The organism is Hylemonella sp. P2_B10, from assembly GCF_056404875.1.
In genome coordinates this window covers 361774-383581 of record NZ_JBFUDE010000001.1, presented here as the reverse complement: position 1 = coordinate 383581, position 21808 = coordinate 361774, and the positions used below count along the sequence as shown (strand labels likewise).

25 protein-coding genes are annotated in these 21808 nt (G+C 65.5%); 8 read left to right on the top strand and 17 right to left on the bottom strand.

What is annotated here, in order from left to right; translation table 11 throughout:
• Positions 1-52: 52 nt before the first annotated feature.
• From AC1DX2_RS01780 to AC1DX2_RS01750, 7 genes are all read right to left on the bottom strand, one after another.
• The gene (locus AC1DX2_RS01780; RefSeq protein ID WP_477194565.1) at positions 53-967 is read right to left on the bottom strand and encodes an adenylate/guanylate cyclase domain-containing protein; all 915 of its coding nucleotides are present in this window, start codon (positions 965-967) and stop codon (positions 53-55) included.
• Between the two features lie 81 nt (positions 968-1048).
• The gene (locus tag AC1DX2_RS01775) at positions 1049-2059 is read right to left on the bottom strand and encodes an LD-carboxypeptidase (protein ID WP_477194564.1); all 1011 of its coding nucleotides are present in this window, start codon (positions 2057-2059) and stop codon (positions 1049-1051) included.
• Positions 2056-3465, bottom strand: a complete 1410-nt coding sequence (gene tadA / locus AC1DX2_RS01770; protein ID WP_477194563.1) for a tRNA adenosine(34) deaminase TadA — start codon at positions 3463-3465, stop codon at positions 2056-2058. Before tadA ends, AC1DX2_RS01775 begins: the two co-directional genes overlap by 4 nt.
• 41 nt (positions 3466-3506) lie before the next feature.
• Entirely contained in the window at positions 3507-3776 is a 270-nt protein-coding gene (locus AC1DX2_RS01765) for a hypothetical protein (protein WP_477194562.1), read from the bottom strand.
• Positions 3777-3793: 17 nt separating this feature from the next.
• Complete coding sequence (locus AC1DX2_RS01760) at positions 3794-4417, bottom strand: FMN-binding negative transcriptional regulator (RefSeq protein ID WP_477194561.1); 624 nt, start codon at positions 4415-4417, stop codon at positions 3794-3796.
• A gap of 54 nt (positions 4418-4471) precedes the next feature.
• Positions 4472-6226 (bottom strand): putative bifunctional diguanylate cyclase/phosphodiesterase, encoded by a 1755-nt coding sequence (locus tag AC1DX2_RS01755; RefSeq protein WP_477194560.1) that lies wholly within the window; start codon positions 6224-6226, stop codon positions 4472-4474.
• 243 nt (positions 6227-6469) lie between these two features.
• On the bottom strand, positions 6470-7207 hold the full coding sequence (locus AC1DX2_RS01750) for a TetR/AcrR family transcriptional regulator (protein ID WP_477194559.1): 738 nt from the start codon (positions 7205-7207) through the stop codon (positions 6470-6472).
• Positions 7208-7279: 72 nt separating this feature from the next.
• On the opposite strand from AC1DX2_RS01750, the gene AC1DX2_RS01745 reads away from it, so the two are divergent.
• Positions 7280-7942: a glutathione S-transferase N-terminal domain-containing protein gene (locus AC1DX2_RS01745; RefSeq protein ID WP_477194558.1), complete on the top strand. Its 663-nt coding sequence runs from the start codon at positions 7280-7282 to the stop codon at positions 7940-7942.
• Here the strand turns inward: AC1DX2_RS01745 and AC1DX2_RS01740 are convergent.
• The 4 genes from AC1DX2_RS01740 to AC1DX2_RS01725 form a co-directional block, all read right to left on the bottom strand.
• On the bottom strand, positions 7935-8165 hold the full coding sequence (locus AC1DX2_RS01740; RefSeq protein ID WP_477194557.1) for a hypothetical protein: 231 nt from the start codon (positions 8163-8165) through the stop codon (positions 7935-7937). The two genes, AC1DX2_RS01745 and AC1DX2_RS01740, sit on opposite strands and share 8 nt — an antisense overlap.
• 105 nt (positions 8166-8270) lie before the next feature.
• Entirely contained in the window at positions 8271-8621 is a 351-nt protein-coding gene (locus AC1DX2_RS01735) for a cupin domain-containing protein (protein WP_477194556.1), read from the bottom strand.
• Positions 8590-9252, bottom strand: coding sequence for a 2'-5' RNA ligase family protein (locus AC1DX2_RS01730; RefSeq protein WP_477194555.1), 663 nt, complete (start codon positions 9250-9252; stop codon positions 8590-8592). Before AC1DX2_RS01730 ends, AC1DX2_RS01735 begins: the two co-directional genes overlap by 32 nt.
• The gene (locus AC1DX2_RS01725) at positions 9252-9866 is read right to left on the bottom strand and encodes a LysE family translocator (protein ID WP_477194554.1); all 615 of its coding nucleotides are present in this window, start codon (positions 9864-9866) and stop codon (positions 9252-9254) included. The genes AC1DX2_RS01730 and AC1DX2_RS01725 overlap by 1 nt, the downstream gene beginning before the upstream one ends.
• Before the next feature lie 65 nt (positions 9867-9931).
• Here AC1DX2_RS01725 and AC1DX2_RS01720 point away from each other — a divergent pair, with 65 nt between their 5' ends.
• A complete protein-coding gene (locus tag AC1DX2_RS01720) occupies positions 9932-10222 on the top strand; it encodes an acylphosphatase (RefSeq protein WP_477194553.1) in 291 nt (96 codons plus the stop codon).
• 16 nt (positions 10223-10238) lie between these two features.
• On the opposite strand, the gene AC1DX2_RS01715 is transcribed toward AC1DX2_RS01720, so the two are convergent.
• The 4 genes from AC1DX2_RS01715 to guaB form a co-directional block, all read right to left on the bottom strand.
• Positions 10239-11588, bottom strand: coding sequence for a hypothetical protein (locus AC1DX2_RS01715; protein WP_477194552.1), 1350 nt, complete (start codon positions 11586-11588; stop codon positions 10239-10241).
• Between the two features lie 103 nt (positions 11589-11691).
• Positions 11692-13680, bottom strand: coding sequence for a S1 family peptidase (locus AC1DX2_RS01710; protein ID WP_477194551.1), 1989 nt, complete (start codon positions 13678-13680; stop codon positions 11692-11694).
• Positions 13681-13819: 139 nt separating this feature from the next.
• On the bottom strand, positions 13820-15433 hold the full coding sequence (gene guaA, locus AC1DX2_RS01705; RefSeq protein ID WP_477194550.1) for a glutamine-hydrolyzing GMP synthase: 1614 nt from the start codon (positions 15431-15433) through the stop codon (positions 13820-13822).
• The gene (guaB, locus tag AC1DX2_RS01700) at positions 15430-16899 is read right to left on the bottom strand and encodes an IMP dehydrogenase (RefSeq protein WP_477194549.1); all 1470 of its coding nucleotides are present in this window, start codon (positions 16897-16899) and stop codon (positions 15430-15432) included. The genes guaA and guaB overlap by 4 nt, the downstream gene beginning before the upstream one ends.
• Before the next feature lie 152 nt (positions 16900-17051).
• Between guaB and AC1DX2_RS01695 the strand changes: the two genes are divergently transcribed.
• Entirely contained in the window at positions 17052-17588 is a 537-nt protein-coding gene (locus AC1DX2_RS01695; RefSeq protein WP_477194548.1) for a DUF4124 domain-containing protein, read from the top strand.
• 12 nt (positions 17589-17600) lie between these two features.
• Here the strand turns inward: AC1DX2_RS01695 and AC1DX2_RS01690 are convergent, their stop codons facing one another.
• Together AC1DX2_RS01690 and AC1DX2_RS01685 are read right to left on the bottom strand one after the other, a co-directional pair.
• On the bottom strand, positions 17601-17966 hold the full coding sequence (locus AC1DX2_RS01690; RefSeq protein WP_477194547.1) for an RnfH family protein: 366 nt from the start codon (positions 17964-17966) through the stop codon (positions 17601-17603).
• On the bottom strand, positions 17956-18399 hold the full coding sequence (locus tag AC1DX2_RS01685; protein WP_477194546.1) for a type II toxin-antitoxin system RatA family toxin: 444 nt from the start codon (positions 18397-18399) through the stop codon (positions 17956-17958). Before AC1DX2_RS01685 ends, AC1DX2_RS01690 begins: the two co-directional genes overlap by 11 nt.
• Before the next feature lie 73 nt (positions 18400-18472).
• Between AC1DX2_RS01685 and smpB the strand changes: the two genes are divergently transcribed.
• From smpB to AC1DX2_RS01660, 5 genes are all read left to right on the top strand, one after another.
• Positions 18473-18949: an SsrA-binding protein SmpB gene (gene smpB, locus AC1DX2_RS01680; protein WP_477194545.1), complete on the top strand. Its 477-nt coding sequence runs from the start codon at positions 18473-18475 to the stop codon at positions 18947-18949.
• A gap of 135 nt (positions 18950-19084) precedes the next feature.
• Positions 19085-19462, top strand: a complete 378-nt coding sequence (locus AC1DX2_RS01675; protein ID WP_477194544.1) for a COG4315 family predicted lipoprotein — start codon at positions 19085-19087, stop codon at positions 19460-19462.
• Between the two features lie 50 nt (positions 19463-19512).
• Positions 19513-20049: an RNA polymerase sigma factor gene (locus tag AC1DX2_RS01670; RefSeq protein WP_477194543.1), complete on the top strand. Its 537-nt coding sequence runs from the start codon at positions 19513-19515 to the stop codon at positions 20047-20049.
• Entirely contained in the window at positions 20046-20909 is an 864-nt protein-coding gene (locus tag AC1DX2_RS01665; protein WP_477194542.1) for an anti-sigma factor family protein, read from the top strand. Before AC1DX2_RS01670 ends, AC1DX2_RS01665 begins: the two co-directional genes overlap by 4 nt.
• 76 nt (positions 20910-20985) lie before the next feature.
• On the top strand, positions 20986-21807 hold the full coding sequence (locus AC1DX2_RS01660) for a hypothetical protein (RefSeq protein ID WP_477194541.1): 822 nt from the start codon (positions 20986-20988) through the stop codon (positions 21805-21807).
• Position 21808: the final 1 nt, after the last annotated feature.

Sequence of the window (21808 nt, the reverse complement as noted above, 5' to 3'; positions counted from 1 at the left end):
GAGAAATGTTGTTGGAGTCCGCGCGCAGCCTGGCCGCATGCCCCGCTCCGCCTCACAGCACGGAAAAGCTCACCAGGGGCATGCTGGGGTCGGTGAAGGGCGCGCCCAACGCCAACTCGCCGCGCCCGTGCAGCACGCATTCCTCGCGGCGCAGGAAGATTTCGGTGCCGGCGCCGGCAAAGCGCACCCAGGTGCCGTAGGAGCTGAGGTCGGTCAGCACGAAGCCGCCGTTGCGCCAGTCGATGCGCGCATGGGTGCGCGAGACGCGCGGGTCGTTGACGTTGAATTCCACCTTCTGCACCCGCCCGATCTGCACCGGCAGCTCGAACGACTTGAAGGTCTTGTTGACGCCCTCGAAGCCCAGCGTGATCTGGCCGCCCAAGGCGTCCATCAGCTCGGCGTGCACGGTGGCATCCACCTCGCCCTGCATGGTCAGGAAGGAGCTGGCCTCGTCCTCGCGCCAATCCACCTGATAGACGGTGCAGGGCTCGGCCCGGCCGCGTATGGCAATCGGCCCCAGCAGGCGAAAGCGCACGCCGTCGCTCTCGTGGGCGCCGGTGATGGCGGCGTCGTTGATCCAGATCTGGTCGGCGCCGGTGAGGTCGCTCAGGCGCGAGGCCACGTTGACGGCGTCGCCATAGCAGTCGCCGCTGACGATTTCGACATCACCGGTGGCCACGCCTATGCGTATCGGCATGCGCAGGCTGGGCGCCAGCTTGGCGATGCGTTTCTGGTGCACGCGTTGCATCTCCACCACGGCAGAGATGGCGTCCGGGCTCTTGGGGAACACCGCCAGCACGCCGTCGCCCAGTGTTTTGACCACCCGGCCGTTGTAAGCCGTGCAGACCTCTGCTATCCAGGTGGTGATCTCGGTGACCGCCTGGGTAGCCTTGGCGTTGCCCAGCACCTCGAAGGCGCCGGTGCTGCCAATCAGATCCGTAAAAACGACGGTGGTTTGCAAACCCATTCCCTTGCGGTTGTCTGGCGAGAGTTTAGGGCATTGGCCGGGGTGTTGGAAATCATGTTGCTTTCCCCGCCCTGCCCGGCTTCAGTGGCCATGCCCCGGATGGCCATGCCCGTGGGTGTGACCGTGGTCGTAGCCCAGCGCGTCGCCGGCGTGCTGGTGGCCCCACACCAGCATGGCGTCGCGCCCCTCCACCGCCATGTCCACCCTGGCGCCCACGGGCAGCAGCACCTTGGTGGGCACATGGCCGAAAGGCAGGTTGGTCAGCACCGGCACTTTCAGCCGCTGGCGCAACCAGGCCACCACGCTGGCCAGCTTGAAACCCTTGTCGGCGCTTGTCAGCGTGTAGTCATTGAACTGGCCCAGCAGCACCGCCTTTTGCCTGGGCAAAACGCCGGCATACAGCAACTGCGTCAGCATGCGCTCCAGCCGGTACGGGTGCTCGGCCACGTCTTCCAGGAACAGCACGCCGCCCTCCACCTGCGGAAAATATGGCGTTCCCAGCAAGCTGGCCAGCACCGACAGGTTGCCACCCCACAGCGTGGCCCCCTCCAGACTGAAGGTGGTGTGTGCCTTGGGCAGCGTCACGCCGTCCGACAGCGCCAATTGGCGCCAGCCGGTGCCTTCGCCCTGGCCGCACAGCAGGTCGTCGAAACAGGCTTCCATGATGTCGTCCACGCCTTCGGCGCGGCCAAAGCCCTCGCACAACGCCGGACCGGCCCAGGTGGTGCGGCCGGTCTGCGCCAGCATGGCGCTCTGGAAGGCGGTGAAATCGCTGAAACCCACGAATTGCAGGCCTTTGTCCACCGCCTTGGCCACTTGCTTGTACTTGATGCCGGGCAGCAGCCGGGTCAACCCATAGCCGCCGCGGCTGATCAGCGCCACATCGGCGCCGCTGGCGGCGGCGCGGTGGATGGCGGCCAGCCGGGTGGCGTCGTCGCCGGCAAAGCGGGTGTCGCGCGCCAGCGCGTCCGTGTCCACCTCGACCTGGTGGCCCAGGCGTTCCAGGCGTTTGACGCCACGGCGAAACGCCGCCTTGTCCAGCACGGCACCGGAGGGAGAAAAGATGTAGATGTGTTTGCTCAAAGGACTCATGCTGCGGGAGTGGAAAAGTGTTGTACCGCCGCCTCGGCGATGCGCTCACCGTGCTCCTGCACGAAGTGGCCAGCCTGGGGCAGCAGCAGGGGTTCGGGGCAGCCGCGAATCTGAGCCTGCAGCGCGCGCATCACCGGCTCGCCCAGCACCGGGTCCTGCGCGCCTATGGCCATCAGGCTCTTGCCGGCCCATTGGTGTTGCCAGAAGTTGCGGGCCTCGCGGGAGATGGCGGCGCCATCAGCCTCCTGGCCGTCCGGCACCATGGGTGGGAAGGCGCGCAGCGCGGCGCGGTGGCCGCGGTCTGGGAAAGGCGCGTTGTAGGCGGCGCATTCGGCCGGTGCCATCTGCGGGTTGCCACGGGCGAACAGCCGGGCGACGTCGAATTCGGGGTTTTTGGCGCACATCTCTCGCCAGGCCAGGAAGCCGGGCGACAGCGGCACATCGCCGGTAGCCAGGGTGGTGTTCATCACCAACAGGCCGATGTAGCGCTGCGGCGCGGCCATGGGCAGCGTCAGGCCAAGCAGGCCACCCCAGTCCTGCACCACCAGCACGATGTTGCGCAGATCCAGCCGCTCGACGAACTCCAGCAGCACCTGGCGGTGCCAGCCGAAGCTGTGAAAACCGTCCTTCTTGGGCTTGTCGCTCTTGCCGAAACCCACCAGGTCGGGCGCCACCACGCGCGCCCCGCTGGCCAACAGCGTGGGCATCATTTTGCGGTACAGGTAGGTCCAGGCCGGGTTGCCGTGCAGGCACAGGTAGGTGACGGGCGCCCCTGCCTCCGAATTGTCAGGCCCCTCGTCCAGGTAGTGCATGCGCAGCCCGGCCAGGCTTGGCAGGTCGCTGATGTAGCGCGGCGCCCAGGGGTAGCCGGGCAGATCGGCAAAGGCGGCGTCGGGCGTGCGCAGCGCGTCTTCGCGCACCGGGGTGGTGGTCATGCGGGTCTCCTCGCGGCGGGCCTGGAAGAACGCCTGCAACTGCGCGGCGCATTCGGCGGCCAGCACACCACCTTGCACCTGCGTCTGGTGGTTCAGCAGCGGTTGGGCAAACAAGTCCACCACCGAGCCGGCGGCACCGGTCTTGGGGTCGGGTGCGCCATACACCACCCGCTGCAACCGGGCGTGCAGCATGGCGCCGGCACACATGGCGCAGGGCTCCAAGGTGACGTACAGCGTGCAGCCCTCCAGCCGGTAGTTGCCCAGCACCTGGGCAGCGGCGCGCAGCGCAGCGATCTCGGCGTGAGCACTGGGGTCGCGGCTGCCCACCGGGCTGTTGTGGCCGACGGCGATCACCTGGCCGCCCCTGACCACCACGGCGCCCACCGGCACCTCCCGGGCACGCCAGGCCTGCTCGGCCTGACGCAGCGCCATGGCCATGTAGCGGCTGTCGTCGTGCTGCAGTGAGGTCATGCGGTCATGCGGTGGTGAGGCCAGGCGGCCATGACCTGGCCTTACTTCTGGTCCTTGTCATCGGCTTCCTTGCGCTGCTGCACGCCCTGCTGCAAGGCTGCCTCCATCTGCTGCTTCACCTGCTGCTGCATCTGCTGGCTTTGCTCTTTCACCGTGGCACCCGGCGTGGTGGCGGGCAACGCCACGCCGGCTGCCGATGCGGCCGGCTGCGCGCCTGCCAACTGGCCGGTGCTGCCCAGCTGCTTTTTCACCAGCACGCCGATGATGAGCAACACCACCAGCAGACCTATCAAACCCATGCCACCTTTCATCGCGTCTCCTCCTGTGCTCAAGACTGCCGTGCAGCGGCCAGTTGCTCTATCCATCCCGCGAGGGCCTGCGCCCGTTCGTCACCGGCCTTGTACTGCGCCAACATGCCGGCCAGCGCCTCGGGCCGGTGCTGGTTCACCTTCAGCTTGCACTGCACCTCCAGCACGCGCAGCTCGAAGCCGACAATGCCCATCAGCATCTTGTGCTGGTACTCAGGCCCCAAGTCGATCCACTGCTGGGCATAAGCCGGCTCGTGGTCGGCGATCAATCGCTTCAACAAGGCATCCTTGGCCTCGGGCGTCTCCAGCAGCGTGGCCTGCACGGTGCAGTGCACCGCCACATAGTTCCAACTCGGCACGCGCGCCTTGTCGGGGTAGACGCTGGGCGACAGGTAGGCATGCGGACCGAGGAAGGTCACCACCGCTTTCGGCCTAGCCTGCAGGTAGCGCCAGTGGGCGTTGGGCTTGGCAACGTGACCCCGCAACGTCCAGGCTTCTCCTTGCGCCTTCAGGTGCAGCGGCAGGTGGGTGACGTAGGGCAGGCCCTCGTCGTCATTGCTGATCAGGCTGGCGAACGGGTGGCCGCGCACAATGGCCTCGGCCTGGCGCGCGTCGGTGGATTTGAAGTGAGCTGGTAGGTACATGCTGGTGGCCTCACGAAGACCCGCGATGGCAGCTGCTTGCCCGCATGGGCACTGTCAATGCGAGCCGTTGTTCTTGTGCTGTTGCAGCCAGCTGGCGATTTCTTCGGCTGGCAGGCCGCGCGAATACAGGAACCCCTGCCCTTCGTGGCAGCCCATGTCGCGCAGTATCTGCGCCTGCGCCTCGGTCTCGATGCCCTCGGCGATGATGGTCAGCTTCAGGTTGCGGCCCAGTTCGATCACCATGTTGGCAATGTGCCCGCCGCCGCCAGCCACCTCGGTGGCCAGCTCGTTGACGAAGGCGCGGTCAATCTTCAGCCGGTCCACCGGCAACTGGCGCAGGTGGCTGAGCGACGAGTAGCCGGTGCCGAAATCGTCGATGGCGATGGACACGCCCATCTTCTTGATCAACGACAGCGTCTCCAGCATGAAGTCGGCGTCTTCCATGGCGATGGATTCGGTGATTTCCAGCTCCAGCGCGCCGGGCCGGGTGCCGGTGTCCTTCAAGGCGGCGTTCAGCCGCTCCAGGAACTCGGGGTGGCGAAACTGGATTTGCGACACGTTGACCGACATGCGCAGCTCTGGGTAGCCCAGCGCCTGCAGGCGGCTCAGCTCCTTGCAGGCGGTGCGCAGCACCCAGTCGCCAATGGCCACGATCAGGCCCGAGGCCTCGGCCAGTGGGATGAAGCGGTCCGGCGAGATGAAGGTGCCGTCGAGGTCGCGCCAGCGCAGCAGCGACTCCACCCCCACCACCGCGCCGGTGCGCAGGTTGATCTGCGGCTGGTAGACGATGAACAGGCGCTCGGCCTCCACCGCCGCGCGCAGGCCCTGCAGCAGGCGCACGCGTTCACGGATGTCAAAGCCCATGTCGCTGGAAAACAGCACATAGCTGCCGCGCCGGCTCTTCTTGGCACGCTTGAGAGCAATGTTGGCGTCTTTCAGCGCGTCGCGCCCGCTGTTGCCGCTGACGTCGGCCAGCCGCGCCAGGCCCATGGTGGCGGTGACCACCATGGTGTCGTCCTGCACCTTGAAAGGTTCGCGGAAATTGCCCAGGATGCGCGCCGGGTCGATGTCCTGCCCGTTGCCCATCAGGCCAAAGGTGTCGCTGCCTATGCGCGCCACCACGCTGCCGGGGCCGACCATGGCTTTCAACCGCTCGGCCACCGCCTGCAGCAGCCGGTCGCCCTGCTGGTGGCCCAGCGCGTCATTGACCTCGGCGAAATCGTCGATGTCCACAATGGCGATCAGCATGGGCTCGCATTCGCCGCAGGCCAGCTGCTCGTCGATCAGGTCGATGAACTTGTTGCGGTTGGGTAACTGTGACAGCCGATCGTAGAAGGCCAGCTGGTCCAGCGCGCGGATCTGCTCATAGGCGCGCAGCGCTGCCGTCACCGTGGCGTAGAGCTTGGTGCGCGTCAGTTCGGACTTGGTCTTGTAGTCGTTGATGTCGAAATCGTGGATGGTCTCGATCTCGGGCGCGTAGCCGGGCTGGCCGGTGCGCAGGATGATGCGGGCCTCCTTGAGCTTCAGGTCATGGCGGATAGTCTTGACCAGCGCCAGGCCGGCGTCCTCGCGCTCCATCACCACGTCCAGCAGGATCACGGCGATCTCTTTTTCGCGCATCAACAGCGCGGTGGCTTCCGTGGCCGAATACGCATGCAGAAATTCCAGCGGCCGGCCCAGGATGGTGACCCCGGCCAACGCGAACGTGGTGGCCCGGTGCACGTCGGGCTCGTCATCCACCACCAGCACGCGCCAGGTCAGGTGCCGGCCCTGCGCGTCGTCCCCCTCATCGTCGACGAAATGAAGCAAATCGGAATCTGCACCGTCATCGAGCGTATTCGTATTTGTCATTTTGGCAATTGTGCAACATCAACACGGCGGCTCCGGCCACCCTTGCGCGCCCCGATCTGTGTCTGTCTTTGTTTCCACTCTAACATGAATGCTTGGCGTGCCAACAGGGTTGAACGCGGGTGCGGCCAACCAGCGCACAGGGGGTTTCCCCCATAGGCGGCGTCAGCGCGTGAGCCGAAAAGCGCGAACGCCGCGCCGCGGCTAAGCGCCGCCGCCCTTGGGTGTACGCGCTGGTCCGGCCACTGTTTTTGTCGCACCTTGAGAAGTACGCACGCTTTTGGCCGCTGGCGGCTCACCGCACAGCAGCGCCACAGCGGCCTGCGCGGTGGCGCGCAGTTGCTCCCGCGCATCGCCGGCACGCGAGCGCAACGCCAGCGTGTGCACCACGGCCGAGGCCAGCCGCGCCAACGTGGCCGCATCCGCCCCCGGGGGCAGCTCGCCACGCTCAATCGCCAACGCGAAGCGCTGCTGGAACTCGGCATCGAAACTGCGCAGGCCCTCACCCAACTGCGCGCGCAGCAACTCGTCATGCACCGCCTCGGTGGCGGTGGTGCTCACCAGCAGGCATCCGCGCGGCTGGCCCTCTTTGGGGTAGTACAGCGCCAGCGCCGTGTCGTACACCGCCATCAGCCCTTCGCGCAGCGGCCTGTCGGGCGCCAGCGCCGCCTGCATGGCCGAGCGCCCACCGGCAATGTAGTTATGCACCACCGTGCTGTAGAGCGCGTGCTTGTCGCCAAAGGCGGCGTACAGGCTGGGTCGGTTCATGCCCATGGCGGTGGACAGCGTGTCCAGCGAGGTGCCTGCATAACCATCGCGCCAGAAAGCCAGCGTGGCTTGTTGCAGTGCCGCAGCGGGTTGGTAGGCGCGCGGTCGACCGCGCTTGGGCGCGGGCTTGCCGGTTGGCTTGGAGCCAGAGGCGGCTTCTTTTTGTACTGACATGTATAAAAATCCTTGACAAGACCTATTTTTGTTCAATACAGTACATAAATCAACCCCGAGGAGTTTTTTGACATGTTGACCCTGTATTTTTCCCCCATGGCCTGCTCGCTGGCCACCCGCATCGCCTTGTACGAAGCCGGCGTCGAGGCCCACTACACCAATGTGGACACCAAGGCCAAGCGCACGCTTGACGGCGACGACTACTGGCAAGTGGCCCCCATGGGCCAGGTGCCCGTGCTGCGCATGGACGACGGCGCGCTGCTGACCGAAAACACCGCCGTGCTGCAGTATGTGGCCGAGCATTACCCCGAATCCGGCCTGATGCCCGAAGACAAAAATCAGCGCGCCAGGCTGCGCCAGTGGCTGGGCTTCATCGGCACCGAGCTGCACAAGGCGCTGTTCGTGCCCTTGCTGGACCCGAAAGCCGCGCCGGACGTGAAGGCCTACGCCAGCGCCAAGGCGGCGCTGCGCCTGGGCCTGTTGCAAAAGCACTTCGAGCAGCCCGGCCAGGCGTTTTTGCAAGACGACTTCAGCGTCGCCGACGCCTACCTGGTGACCATCCTGAACTGGGCGCCCTACGCCGGCGTGGACCTGTCAGCCTGGCCCGCCGTGGCGGCCTACCACCAGCGCATCAGCCAGCGGCCGCAGGTGGCACGGGCGCTGAAGGAGGAGTTTGGCCTGTACAAAGAAGAGCTGGCGCGGCAAAAGGAGAAGGCAGCGGCTGCTGTCAACTGACCTGCTGGCGGGGCGACTTGCTGAACAGCCGCAACAGCACGTGGCCCTTCCACATCCACAGCCCGGTCAGCAACATCAGCGGAAAGAAGACAAACCGCACGGCCGGCGCGTAGTTGGGTATCTGGTCAAACGGGCTGTAGATGTAGCCGATGATGGGGATGCTGATGACAAGGTGCATCCAGCGCGCGATCACACGCAGGGTGGTGGTGGCGTTTGTTGTCATCTTGGCTCCATCTGTTGGTTGGGTGGGAGTCAAAATAATAACCAAATGGTTATTGCTTGTCAAATGCCAATCCGGCCTCCGCATGGCTGACGCTTGTCGGGTGAGTTAGATCACAACCCGAGCCGCGGCCGTGTCTGCATGGCCGGTGTTGGGCGTGCCCTGCGGCTCGATGAGCAGGATGTGGGTCTCTTGTTCCGCCACCGGGCAGTGCTCCACACCCTTGGGCACCACATACACCTCTCCCGGCCCCAGCGTGACGCTGCCGTCGCGCAACAGGATGGTCAGTTCGCCCTTGAGGACGAGAAAGAAATCGTCGGTGTCGTCGTGCTTGTGCCATTTGAACGGGCCCTTGACCTTGACGACCATGAGGTCGTGGCCATTGAACTGCCCGACGGTTCTCGGTTGATAGTGTTCCGTGAAGGTTTCAAGCTTCTGAGCCAGGTTGATTGATTTCATGCGTGTCCTGTTGTGTCGAAACAAGCGGCCAGGCGGCCAGTTCTTCGTAGATGCTGCGGCCTATCAGGCTGCGCACCAGCACGAAGCGCTGCGCGGCCCAGGCAATTGGCGCCACCGCCTGCTCGGCCACCAGCTTGTCGCCATACAACAGGGTGATGTGGGGCGTGAAGCTGGGCGCAATCTTCAATCCCTGGCGCAGCAGCGCGTGCCCAAGGGCTTTGTGGAACGCCTTCAGGGCCGCTAGCTGTTCATCGCCCCGCAGCACGAACGGGTGCTTGCCCGCCCTGCCGTGGAAGCTGCCGACGCGGTCGAACGCAACGTCAAAGGCCGCATGCCCAGCCAGTGCTTCTCCCGCCTGGCGGGCAGAGGCCACCACGCCTGGCGGCAGGCCCGGGTAGTCGCCCACGTGGTGCAGCGTGATGTGAAAGCGCTCAGGCCGCAACAGTTTGCCGGTCAGACTGTGCTGCGCCTGCAGCTGCTGGCCCAGCGCGTTGATCTGCGGCACCGCCTGCGGGGCCGGGAACAAGGCGAAAAACAGCCGGTCGGTCAACACCGGCGGCGTGTCGTCCACACCGTCCAGCAGCGACTGTTGCCCGCCCATGTCCATCGTGCCCTGCCCTTGCCGCCGCATCAGTTGCGACTGGCAATGACCGCCGCAGCGCCGCCCAGCGCAGCCGCGCCCATGCGGTTGGCGATTCTCGCCGCCCTGGGCGTCTGCAACAGCAGGCGCGCGCGCTGCGCCAGCGCCATCCAGGCCATGTCCACCGAGGCCACCGTGACCAGCGTGGTGACGGCCAGCACCGCCCAGTCCGGCAGGCCGGTGGCCGACAGGTCCACCAGCGAAGGCAGCAGCGCCAAGTAAAACACCATGATCTTGGGGTTGCCCAGCGTCAGCGCCATGCCAGCGCCAAACATGGACAGCGCCGAGGCCCGGCGCGGCAGCTCGCCGCCATTCAGGTTGGCCGGCTGGCGCCACATTTTCCAGGCCAGCCAGCACAGGTAGGCCACGCCCAGCCACTTCAGCACCTGAAAGCCGGCCTGGAAGGTCTGGGCCAGCGTGCTCAGGCCCATCATGGCCAGGCTGAGCCACAGCACCTCACCCACCCACATCGCGGCGACGAAGGGCACGATGTCGCGCCAGCCGTTGGTGATGACGCGAGACACCAGCGCGGCAATGCTGGGGCCGGGCGTGCCGGAGTTCAGCAACAGCGCGCCAGCGAAGATGGCAAGGGTGGTCAATGTCATGGTGGGATGATTTTGCCAGTGAACGGATAGCCCGGTAGGATGGCAGGCAAACCTGCGGAGGGGCCATGACGGTGAGCACGGCGACGAGGATGGTGGTGTCGGGACGCGTTCAGGGCGTGGGTTTTCGCTATGCGCTGAGGGACGAAGCGGCCGCGCTGGGCTTGACAGGATGGGTGCGCAATCGCAACGATGGCACCGTGGAAGCCTGCGTGCAAGGCCCAGCCGGTGCGATGCAGCGCCTGCTGGCTTGGGCCCACCGGGGACCGCCCGCCGCCCGTGTGGGCAGCGTCGTGGTCAGCGACATGCAAGCGCCCTCGCCCCCGCTGGCCAGCTTCGATATCTGGCCGACGGCTTGAGCGCGTTCGAGCCGCTTCAGCGCGCAGCGGATTGCGCGGCATCGGCAGCTGCGGCCGCGAGGGCGGCATCGAAGCCGGCGAGCCAGTCGGCTGACGTCAATGGGGCCGCGATGTCAGGCTCCAGGGTCGTGACCTTGACGTCGTAGGCGTCACCAAAACAGCCCTGCTCCTTCGCGCAACCCTTTTGCAGATCCCACAAGCCATAGGACGGCATGAAGCAGTGGCCGGAGTTGGGCAGGCAGCGCTTCGGGTTTTCGGACCACCAGCGCAGGCGGTCACCCACCGGGGCGCCGACCAGGCGTGCCTTGGTTCCCGCGGCCTGCTTGGCGATGGCGGCCGAGGCGATGCCGGCGGAGAAGGTGTATTCACTGGTGAAGATGTAGACCTTGTCGCGCGCGGCGCCGGCCAGCACCTTCATCAGCTCTTTCGTCAGGTCGGTGTTGCCGCCGCCGTTGAAACGCTGGTCGATCACGATGAAGCGCGGGCGCATCTGCACCGCCAGCGCGGCGGTGTCACCGGCGAACTTGCCCAACTCCCGGCCACCGTCGCGGTCGACGTTCGAACGGAACTGCACGTACAGCGTGTCGTAGTTGGGCAGCGGCACAGCGCGGAAGCGCTTGGCCGGCTCTTGCATGGCCAGCGGAATGGGGGCGCCCAGCAGTGCGCTGTGCCAGGCCGCACTGGCGGCGGGTGCGCTACGGGCGCCGCGCAGCAACTCGGGCACGGAGGCTGGCGGGACTTCGGTGCTGGCCAGCGGGCTCAACGTCCGTTCGACCACTTGCCCATCACGCAGGCGGAAAGTGGCCCGGACGCGGCCCTGGTCGACCTGGAAGCCCAAGGCCGACAACAGGTCGGGTGACTCCCATAACCAGGTCGAATCCCGGCGCACGTGCTGCTCGGGACCGCCGATGAACTCGCGGGCGATGGCTGGCAATTCCTCTGCCTTCTTGCCGCCCAGCGTGAGCACACGGGCGCCGGCCAGCTCGGGCAGGTTGGGCGCGCTCAGCGCGACCATCAGCTCGGGACCAAACCAGGTCAGGCGCAGCGGCAGGCGGGGGCCGGTCAGCTTGGCATTCGGCACCAGCTCGTCGTGGGCGTTGTCCGCCAGCGCCGCCAGGCGGGACAGCGCCAGCGTGAATTCGGCGTCGCTCATCGCGCCAGCACGGGCACGCGCGGCTTCCAGCGCCGCCAGCGCGCGAGCGCGGGCCTCGTCCGTAAAGGCCTTGCTGGCGAGGACGTAGTCCGCGCGGGCGACGTCCAGGTCCTGCAGCTGGCGGATTTTAACATCGGTGTCGGCTGCGGCGTGGGCGCTCAGGCAAGCCATGAAGAGCGCGGCGCAGGCGACGGAGGTTTTGGCGACAGACATTGCTTTTCCCCTCTGAATGTTGGCGAGGGGATGGTATGCAAGCCACTTTGGCCGCGCAGGTGAATCCGACGAAGGGACCGAAAAGGAGAGTGAAACCGGGTTTTCAGCGCTCGTTCACCTTGACCTGTTGCATCAACAGGTCGAGCTTGGCTTTCATCTGGTCCTGCGGCGTGCCGGTCTCGGCACGGTACTGGAAGGTGTACAAAACGCCGGGGGCCGGCTTGGCATCCGGAGCACCGTAGATGGTGCTGATCATTTGCCTGTCGTTTGCTGTCATCGCAACGGCATCGTAGGGGTGGACGTGGCGCATACGCTTGCTCCATTCCGTCTTCGCGGCTTCGCTCCCGGACTCTGCAGGCGCTTCATGGCGGAAGACGTCGACCTCAGTCCTGGCTTCGGGGTCATAGGCAACGACGCCTGCGATGTCGAGCAGCGCGCCCGAGGGTTGCCCGATGAAGGCGAAGTCCAGCCTCAAACGGCCGCCCGGATCGATCTTCTGCAACTCGGTCCCGAACGTGAAAGCCATGCGGCGATCGTCGAACGCGAAGCGGCGCCCATAGTCGACATGAAGTACCGAATCCGTCAGCGGCTTGGGCATCAGCGACCGTTGCGACAGGAAGCGTTCCCATTGAGAGAGCTTGCCTTCGTAGGACGCTGCAAAGAAGCCAGTCAGCAGTTTCATCCGCTCGATATGACCATTGCGCCCCAGCGAGGGCACCCGGCTCTCGAAACCGACCGATCCGTCGGGAACGGGCAGATCGAATTCGACCAGCCAGTCGCTGCCAAACCAGGTGGTGACGTGCCAGGCCCGCACCTGCCAGACCCGGCCCCAGGTATCGTTGAAGAGGGTGTCTTCGGCCGGCGCGCCCAGTGAAACGACCTTGGCGTTCTCGGCATTGATATGGATGGTGGCCGGCGATGCCTTGAGCACAAGCTCCCTGGCGATCTGGGCGTCCGAATACCACTTCGCCTGGTCGATGCCGTCTGGCTTGTGCCGGTGGAACACGAGATAGCCCTTGAAGTTGGCCGCGTCCTGCCAGCCCTCGTGGCCCAGATCGAGCCGCGTGTAGGTTGGCTGGGAAATGATCCAGTTGCCATTGCCGTTCTGCACCACGATGCCGGGCGCGCTGCGCTCGTAGATGCCGTGCAGCAGCCTTTCGCTGCCGCTGCCGCGGGGGAAGATCTCGTTCCTGTTGTCGGAGAGCAGTCCACCCAGCTGGGCCAAGTTGAATCCGTCCACCGCCTTCATGTAAGCCGCGGAGAGCTCGGCAAGGCTCTTTGGCGTGGGAATGTCGGCCTTCAACCGTCCTGCGCGCGTCTTGTCGAAAATGGCAAGGCCGGTGGTGACACGCGAATCGACGCTCACCAAGCCTTCCGGCCCGTTCTTCACCAGCGCGGACGGAACGGCGAAGTTCAGCGTGTTCTCGGAGGCGCGCATGGCGCGAACGATGCCGATCACGCTGCCCTTGGCGTCGATCAGCGGTCCGCCACTGTTTCCGCCGGAGATTGGCGCGGAGAACCGCATCCACCTCCAGCGCCCACTCTCCTCCTCGGGCGTGTCCGACGTGTAGTTCCCTTCACGCATGACGATGCCCTCGCCAAGCGCGTTGCCAACGGCGTAGACCGTCTCATTGAGCTCCGGCTTGTCGTTCAGCTCCAAGAAGCCCGGGTGCGCCGGGAGCTTCGCCAGCGTGAACACCGCGAAGTCCTGGTCGACGGAGCCCTTGATGATCTGCGCGATCGGGTAGAGGTTGCCGGCCGCATCGCGCAACATCGGCTCGCCGCGCGAATCGCCGAACGAAGCGAGCAGCACGTGCATCGCGGTCACGTACCGGTTGGGACCGATGGCGAAGGCTGTGCCTGTCGACACGTACTTGTCGGAGCGCACTTGGTAAGGAATCAACTCCTGCCAGGGCTTGTCGTAGGTGACGGACTCGTGTGCCGGCTTGGGCATGACGACTTCAAAGGTCGCCTCGCTGACCTTGCGCTGAATGCCAGCCTCCAACGGTGCCGCGAATGTGCCGACGCAGAACTGCAGACCGAAAACCGCAATCCCGCCAATGCGAACCGCCGCTGCGAGTGCCTTTTGCATATGCCTCCCATGGTGACAGTGCGCTCAAAGCCCTGCCAATCTGGGATCCTACGGTGGGCGGGCTGCCGGCCGGTAACCAACAGGTAAAGAAGAATGAAGTGCGTGACATGGGCCTTGGGCAACCCCGCACCGCCTTATCTCATTCCCACTCGATGGTGGCCGGCGGCTTGCTGCTGACGTCGTAGGTCACGCGGTTGATGCCGCGCACCTCGTTGATGATGCGGCCGGACACCTTCTTCAACAGCGCGTAGGGCAGCTCGGCCCAGTCGGCGGTCATGAAGTCGCTGGTCTGCACGGCGCGCAGCGCCACCACGTAGTCGTAGGTGCGGCCGTCGCCCATCACGCCCACGCTCTTCACCGGCAAGAAAACGGTGAAGGCCTGGCTGGTCAGCTCGTACCAGGTCTTGCCGCTGGCTTCGTCCTTGTGGTTGCGCAGTTCTTCGATGAAGATGGCGTCAGCCCGGCGCAGCAGGTCGGCAAACTCTTTCTTCACCTCGCCCAGGATGCGTACGCCCAGGCCGGGGCCGGGGAACGGGTGGCGATACACCATGTCGTGCGGCAGGCCCAGCGCCACGCCCAGCTCGCGCACCTCGTCTTTGAACAGCTCGCGCAGCGGCTCCAGCAGCTTCAGGCCCAGTTGTTCGGGCAGGCCGCCGACGTTATGGTGGCTCTTGATGGTGACGGCCTTCTTGCTCTTGGCGCCACCGCTTTCGATCACGTCGGGGTAGATGGTGCCCTGGGCCAGCCAGGCCACGTGGCGGGACTGGTCGGCCTTCAGCTTGGCGGCCTCGGCCTTGAACACCTCGACGAACTCGCGGCCGATGATCTTGCGCTTGGCCTCGGGCTCGGCCACACCAGTCAAGTGGCCCAGGAACTGCGCCTCGGCATCCACCCGCACCACCTTGGCGTGCAGCTTGCCGACGAACATGTCCATCACCATGTCGCCTTCGTTCAGGCGCAGCAGGCCGTGGTCGACGAACACGCAGGTCAGCTGATCGCCGATGGCGCGGTGGATCAGCGCGGCGGCCACGGAAGAGTCCACGCCGCCGGACAGGCCCAGGATGACCTCTTCGTCCCCCACCTGCGCGCGTATGCGCGCTACCGCCTCGGCGATGTAGTCGCCCATGATCCAGTCCGGTCGGGCACCGCAGATCTGCAACACGAAACGCTCCAGTATCGCCTTGCCCTGCGTGGTGTGCGTCACCTCGGGGTGGAACTGCACGGCGTAGATGCGGCGCTCCTCATCGGCCATGCCGGCGATCGGACAGCTGTCGGTGCTGGCCATCAGCTTGAAGCCCGGTGGCATCTCGGTGACGTTGTCGCCATGGCTCATCCACACGTGCAGCATGCCGTGGCCGTCTGCGGTGGTGTAGTCCTGTATGCCGTCAAACAGTTTGGTGTGGCCGCGCGCGCGCACCTCGGCGTAGCCGAACTCGCGGCCATGGCCGCCCTCCACCTTGCCGCCCAGCGCTTCCGCAATGGCGTACATGCCAAAGCAGATGCCCAGGATGGGCGCACCCAGCTGAAAGATAGCAGCCGGCGCACGCAGGGTGTCGTCTTCCCACAGGCTGGCGTGGCTGCCGGACAGGATGACGCCCTTGAGTTGGCCGTCGGCGGCGAACTCGCGCACCCAGGCGTCGGAGACGTCGCAGGGATGCACCTCGCAGTACACATGGGCTTCCCGCACGCGGCGGGCAATGAGCTGGGTGACCTGGGAGCCGAAATCGAGGATCAGTATTTTTTGATGCATCATTCAGCGCGGTAATTCGGGGCTTCTTTAGTGATCTGCACGTCATGAACGTGGCTTTCACGGATACCGGCTGTGGTGATCTCGACGAACTCGGCCTTCTCCGCCATCTCGGCGATGGTGGCACAACCGCAGTAGCCCATGGCGGCGCGCACGCCGCCGGCCATCTGGAACACGATGGACACCATCGAGCCCTTGTAGGGCACGCGGCCTTCAATGCCTTCGGGCACTAGCTTGTCGGCATTCGGGTTGCCGCTGGTGGATTCCTGGAAGTAGCGGTCGGCGCTGCCCTGCTGCATGGCGCCTATCGAGCCCATGCCGCGGTAGCTTTTGTAGCTGCGGCCCTGGAACAGCACGATCTCGCCCGGCGACTCTTCGGTGCCGGCGAACATGCCGCCCATCATCACCGTGCTGGCGCCAGCGGCGATGGCCTTGGCGATGTCGCCGCTGTAGCGGATGCCACCGTCGCCGATCAGCGGCACGCCGCTGCCCTTCAGCGCCGTGGCCACACTGTCTATGGCCATGATCTGCGGCACGCCCACGCCTGCCACGATACGGGTGGTGCAGATGGAGCCCGGGCCAATGCCCACCTTCACCGCGTCGGCGCCGGCTTCCACCAGCGCCCGTGCGGCGGCGCCGGTGGCGATGTTGCCGCCCACCACGTCCACGTGCGGGTAGTTCTGCTTGACCCAGCGCACCCGCTCGATCACGCCCTTGCTGTGGCCGTGCGCGGTGTCCACCACGATGGCGTCCACACCGGCCTTGACCAGCGCTTCCACCCGCTCCTCGGTGCCCTCGCCCACACCCACGGCGGCGCCCACGCGCAGCTTGCCATGCTGGTCGCGCGCGGCGTTCGGAAAGCTGGTCTGCTTGGTGATGTCCTTGACGGTGATCAGGCCCTTGAGCTCAAACGCGCTGTTGACCACCAGCAGGCGCTCCAGCTTGCTCTTGTTCAGCAGCGCCTTGGCCTCGGCCAGCGTAGTGGCTTCGGACACGGTGACCAGCTTGTCGCGCGGCGTCATGATCTGGCTGACCGGGATGTCGTAGCGCGTCTCGAAGCGCAAATCTCGCCCGGTGACGATGCCCACCACCTTGCCGCCGTCGCACACCGGAAAACCCGACACGCCCAGCTGTTCCGACAGGTCGATGACCTGGCGCACGGTGAATGTGGGGGTGATGACCACCGGGTCGCGCAGCACGCCCGACTCGTAGCGCTTGACCTTGGCCACCTCGGCGGCCTGCTGTTTGGGCGTCAGGTTCTTGTGCACGATGCCCATGCCACCCTCTTGCGCGATGGCGATGGCCAGCCGCGCCTCGGTGACGGTGTCCATGGCGGCGGACACCAGCGGCAGGTTCAGTGAGATATTGCGGGAGAAGCGGGTCGCGAGGGAGGTGTCCTTGGGCAGGACCTGGGAGTACGCTGGCACCAACAACACATCGTCGAAGGTCAGCGCTTTTCCTAAGAGGCGCATGTCAAAGCTCCAAAAAACAGATTGTACTCGGGTCGCCATGGCCGTCTGGTGACGGGGGATACCGCAAGCTTGGGACGACGGACGGCAAGCTTCAGGCGCCCGGCGGCACCCAGCCCATGGCTTTACAAGCCGCCAGCCGGTAAACTCGGCCCATGAACTTGATTCGCGCCTTTTTTCGCGTTCCCGCCCGCCTACTGCTGACCGCCGCGCTGTTGGGCCTGGCCGCCATGCCGGCCATGGCACAGTGGCAATGGCTGGACAAGGATGGCCGCAAGGTCTTCAGCGACCGGCCGCCGCCGGCCGATATCCCGGCCAAGAACATCCTGAAGCAGCCTGGCAAACTCGCCGTAGTGCCCGTGACCGAGGCTGAGGCCCAGGCGGCGGCGGCTTCCGCCCCACGCGCGGCGGCCAGCAGCGGCCTGCGCGTCAGCGGCACGGACAAGGAACTGGAAGCCAAGAAGAAGCAGGCCGAAGCCGCCGAAGCCGCCAAGAAGAAGGCCGAGGACGACAAGCAAGCGGCGCAAAAGGCAGACAACTGCGCCCGCGCCAAGTCGGGCAAGGCGACCTACGACAGCGGCCAGCGCGTGGCACGGGTCAACGCCGCTGGCGAGCGTGAAGTGCTTGACGACGCTGCCCGCGCTGCCGAGACCAAGCGCATGCAAGACATCATCAACTCGAACTGCAAGTAACCAAATTACGCCTCAATACCCCGGCTTGGCACCCGCTCGGCGGCGGGCAAACAGCCCAGCGGCCCGCGCCCCCTGCTTGACGAAGCGTTCGCGCCGCGCCACCTTCGGGTCCACCGTCAGCAGGCGGTAGATTTCCACCCTGTCTTGCGCGCGCAGCGGTTGCGCCAGGCTGGTCTTGCGGCCCCAGATGCCCAGCAACACATCTGCCAGCACCAGTTCGGGAAAGCGCTGCAGCAGCCCGCTGGCTTCCAGTGCCAGGGCCACCGTGGTACCTGTGGGCACCTGCACTGGCAACTCCACCACCTGGCGCGGTGCCGGTGAGTACACCACCAGCACCTGGATGTCGCCGGCCGCAGCGCCTGCCGTGTCAGCCGCCATACACCTGCTCCGCGCGTTTGACGAAGGCGTCCACCATGCTGGCGGCGATCTTGTCGAACACCGGCCCGACCAGCGTGGCCAGCGTGGCGTTGTCAAAGCCATAGGTCAGCGCCAGTTCCACCTTGCAGGCGCGCTGGCTGCCATCGCCCACGGGCAGGAAGTTCCAGGTGCCGTCGAGCTGCGAGAACGGGCCGGAGAGCAGTTGCATGCGCACCTGGCGGCCCGGCACATGGGTGTTGTGGGTGGAAAACGTCTGGCGTATGCCGCTGAAAAGGATGCCGATTTCAGCCGTCATGCCCTGCTCGTCCTGCGCCAGCACCTGGGTGTGGTCACACCAGGGGAGGAACTTCGGATAGTCCGCCACAGCGGTCACCAGGTTGTACATCTCCTGGGGGGTGTACCAGATCAGTACGGACTTCTGCACGGTTTTCATAGAATACGGGTTTGCGCGGGGATTGTAGTGGGCGCCTTGCAGCCCTTACGCACCATCCCCATATAACCAGGCTATGGCCACCAAGAAACCCGACCCCACTGCCCGTATCGCTGACAACAAGAAGGCGGCCTACAACTATTTCTTCGAGGAACGCTTCGAAGCCGGCATGGTGCTGGAAGGCTGGGAGGTGAAGGCGCTGCGCGAGGGCAAGGTGCAGCTGACCGACGGCTATGTGGTGGTGCGCAATGGCGAGTTGTATGTGCTGGGCTGCCAGATCAACCCGCTGAAAAGCGCCTCCACCCACGTCAACCCGGATTCGGTGCGGACCAAGAAACTGTTGCTGCACAAGGAAGAGATCAAGCGCCTGATCACCAAGGTGGAGCAAAAGGGCTACACGCTGGTGCCGCTGAACCTGCACTGGAAGGCCGGCAAGGTCAAATGCGACATCGCCCTGGCCAAGGGCAAGGCCGAGCACGACAAGCGCGACACCATCAAGGACCGGGAAGGCAAGCGCGAGGTCGAGCGTGCGATGAAGAGCCGTAGCCGCTGACATTCCTCAATCGAACGCTGATCCATTCGTTCGGGCGGAAGGAAATATTCACGTGGCCAGGGAATAAACCGCGCGTACCAGGTGTTCATGGGTTTGCAGGCCACCAAGGCTTGTTCACTCAACCTGGAGATACCCATGAAGAAGCAAGTTTTTCTGCGCGCCGCACTGCTGGCCGCCTTGTCCGCGCTGGCCTTTTCTGCCTTCGCCGCACCTGCCACGGAAAAAGACGGCGTGCTGGTCGGCCCCAACGGCATGACGCTGTACACCTTTGACAAGGATGAAGCCAACAGTGGCAAATCCGTGTGCAATGGCCCTTGCCTGGCCAACTGGCCGGCGCTGATGGCCGCGGACAGCGACAAGGCCGAGGGCAATTTCACCATCATCACCCGTGATGACGGCAAGAAGCAGTGGGCGGTCAAGGGCAAGCCCCTGTACTACTGGGTCAAGGACGCCAAGCCCGGCGACAAGACCGGTGACGGTTTCAACAAGGTGTGGTCGGTCGCCAAGCCATAAACTAGGCTGAGAAGCGGGCAGCAGCTTTGCTGCTGCCCTGCCCTTTTTTAATGAGCCGCCAAGCCATCACCCAACACATCCCCAGCCTGCGCCGTTATGCGCGCGCGCTGACCGGGGACGCCTGGGCGGCTGACGACCTGGTGCAGGACACGCTGGAGCGCGCCTGCAGCAAATGGCGGCTGTGGCTGGCCGGCAGCGACCTGCGGGCCTGGCTGTTCACGCTGATGCACAACCTGTTCGTGAACCAGTTGCGCGCCGCTGCACGTCGGCCAGCACCGGCGCACCTGGTGGACGTGGCCGAGCTGGCTGACGAGTTGGCGGCGCCCGAGTCTGGCACCGCTACCGGGCTGGATCTGCAGCGCTGCCTGCTGCTGTTGCCGCAAGACCAGCGCGAGGTGTTGTTGCTGGTGAGCATGGAGGACTTGTCTTACGTGGAGGTGGCCCGCATCACCGGCGTGCCGGTGGGCACGGTGATGTCGCGGCTGTCGCGCGCGCGCTCACGCCTGCGCGAGCTGATGGACGGCGCGCCCGCCACCGCGCGCAAACCCGCCACTGCCGCCGGTCCCACCTTGGTGAGGATGAAATGAACACCCTGCCCCCCACCCCCTCGCCGGTTCTGACGGAAGATGTCCTGCACGCCTATGTGGACGGCCGGCTGGGCGAGACCGAGCGTGCCGCCATTGCTGCGGCCCTGGCCCAAGACCCCGAAAATGCCGCCACGGTGGCGGCGTGGCAGAGGCAACGTGAACAACTGCGCACCCTGCACCGACCGCTGTTGAACGAGCCCGTGCCTGCCGCGCTGCTGAACACCGCCGCCGGCCTGCAAACCCGGCGGGATGCGGCACAGCGCGCCTGGCGTTGGGCCGGCATGGCCGCCAGCTTGGTGCTGGTGTTCGGCCTGGGTTGGTTGTCGCACAGCGCGTTGCACCCTGGCACGGGCGACAGCGGCTACCAGCAGGCCACCCACGGTCAGCAGGAATTCATTCGCCAGGCCGCATTGGCCTACAGCGTGTATTCGCCCGAGGTGCGCCACCCGGTGGAGGTGGCCGCTGCCCAGCAGGAGCACCTGGTGCAGTGGCTGTCCAAGCGCGTGGGCCGGCCCTTGAAGGTGCCCAATCTGTCGGCCCAGGGCTATGAGTTGGTGGGCGGGCGACTGCTGCCGGGTGACGGCGGCGCGCGCGCGCAGTTCATGTTCCAGAACAGCCAGGGTGAGCGGGTGACGCTGTACCTGGGGGCCGTCACCCCCCTGGCCGGTCAGCCCGGCTCTCCGTCTTCTGGGCAGGCAGGTGCAATGGCGGTAGACAAGCAGACAGCTTTTCAGTTCACCAGTGAAGTCGGCGTGTCCAGCTTCTACTGGGTGGACCAGGGCTTTGGTTATGCATTGGCCGGCAAGCTGCCGCGCGAGGGCTTGCTCAAGCTGGCCGAGGTGGTGTACCCACAGTTGTGACGGCAAGGGTTGACGGGGTGGCGATTCCCCCGTCAGGGGCTGGCAAGTCTTGGCAGCTTTGGTCACAATGCCCGGCATGCGAAAAATCTTGCACGCCGTCCTGTTCACCACGCTGTACCTGCTGGTCTGCGCCTGTCGCCCGGTGCACGCCCAGTCCACCACCATGGACTTGCCGGACTACCTGAAGCCATTGCCGCGCTACCTGTTCGTCGGCGAAATGCACGGCACGGTGGAGACGCCGGCCTTCTTCATGCAACTGGTGCGGGTCTACCTGAAGGACAACCCTCGTCTGGTGGTGGGTCTGGAACTCGATCCGGTGGAGCAAGAGGCCATCAACCGCTTCCTGACCGATCGCAAGGTATCCGCCCAGATGGCCGAAAAACGCCTGCTGAAGGAGCGTGGGTGGAAGGGCTACAACGGCCACTTCGATGGCCGCAGCAGCGAAGCCATGCTGCAATTGCTGCATGAACTGCGGGCCATCGCCCAGCAGCAGCGCGACGGTTACCCCAAGGTGGTGGCCTTCGCCACTGGCAACGACGAGCATTCGGCGCGCATCATCCAGCAGGCCATGGCACGCAGCCCGGGGGCCCGGCTGGTCAGCCTGTCGGGCAATGTGCACGCCATGAAAAAACCGTTGCCGTCACAACCTGACAGAAAACCTTTGCCCATGTTTTTCCCGACGGGCAAGACTTTCTCGCTGAATGTGCCGGTGCGCGAAGGCACCGCCTGGGTATGCACCAAGGACTGCGGCGTGACCCGGCTGTCATCTGCCATGCAGGCGCCAGCCTGCGTGGAAAACTGCTTCACCCGGCCGCAGTCGGACGACAGCTATGACGCGCACTATGTGCTGATGCGCGCCTCAGCCTCACCACCCGCGGTGAAGTCGGCCAAGAAATAGC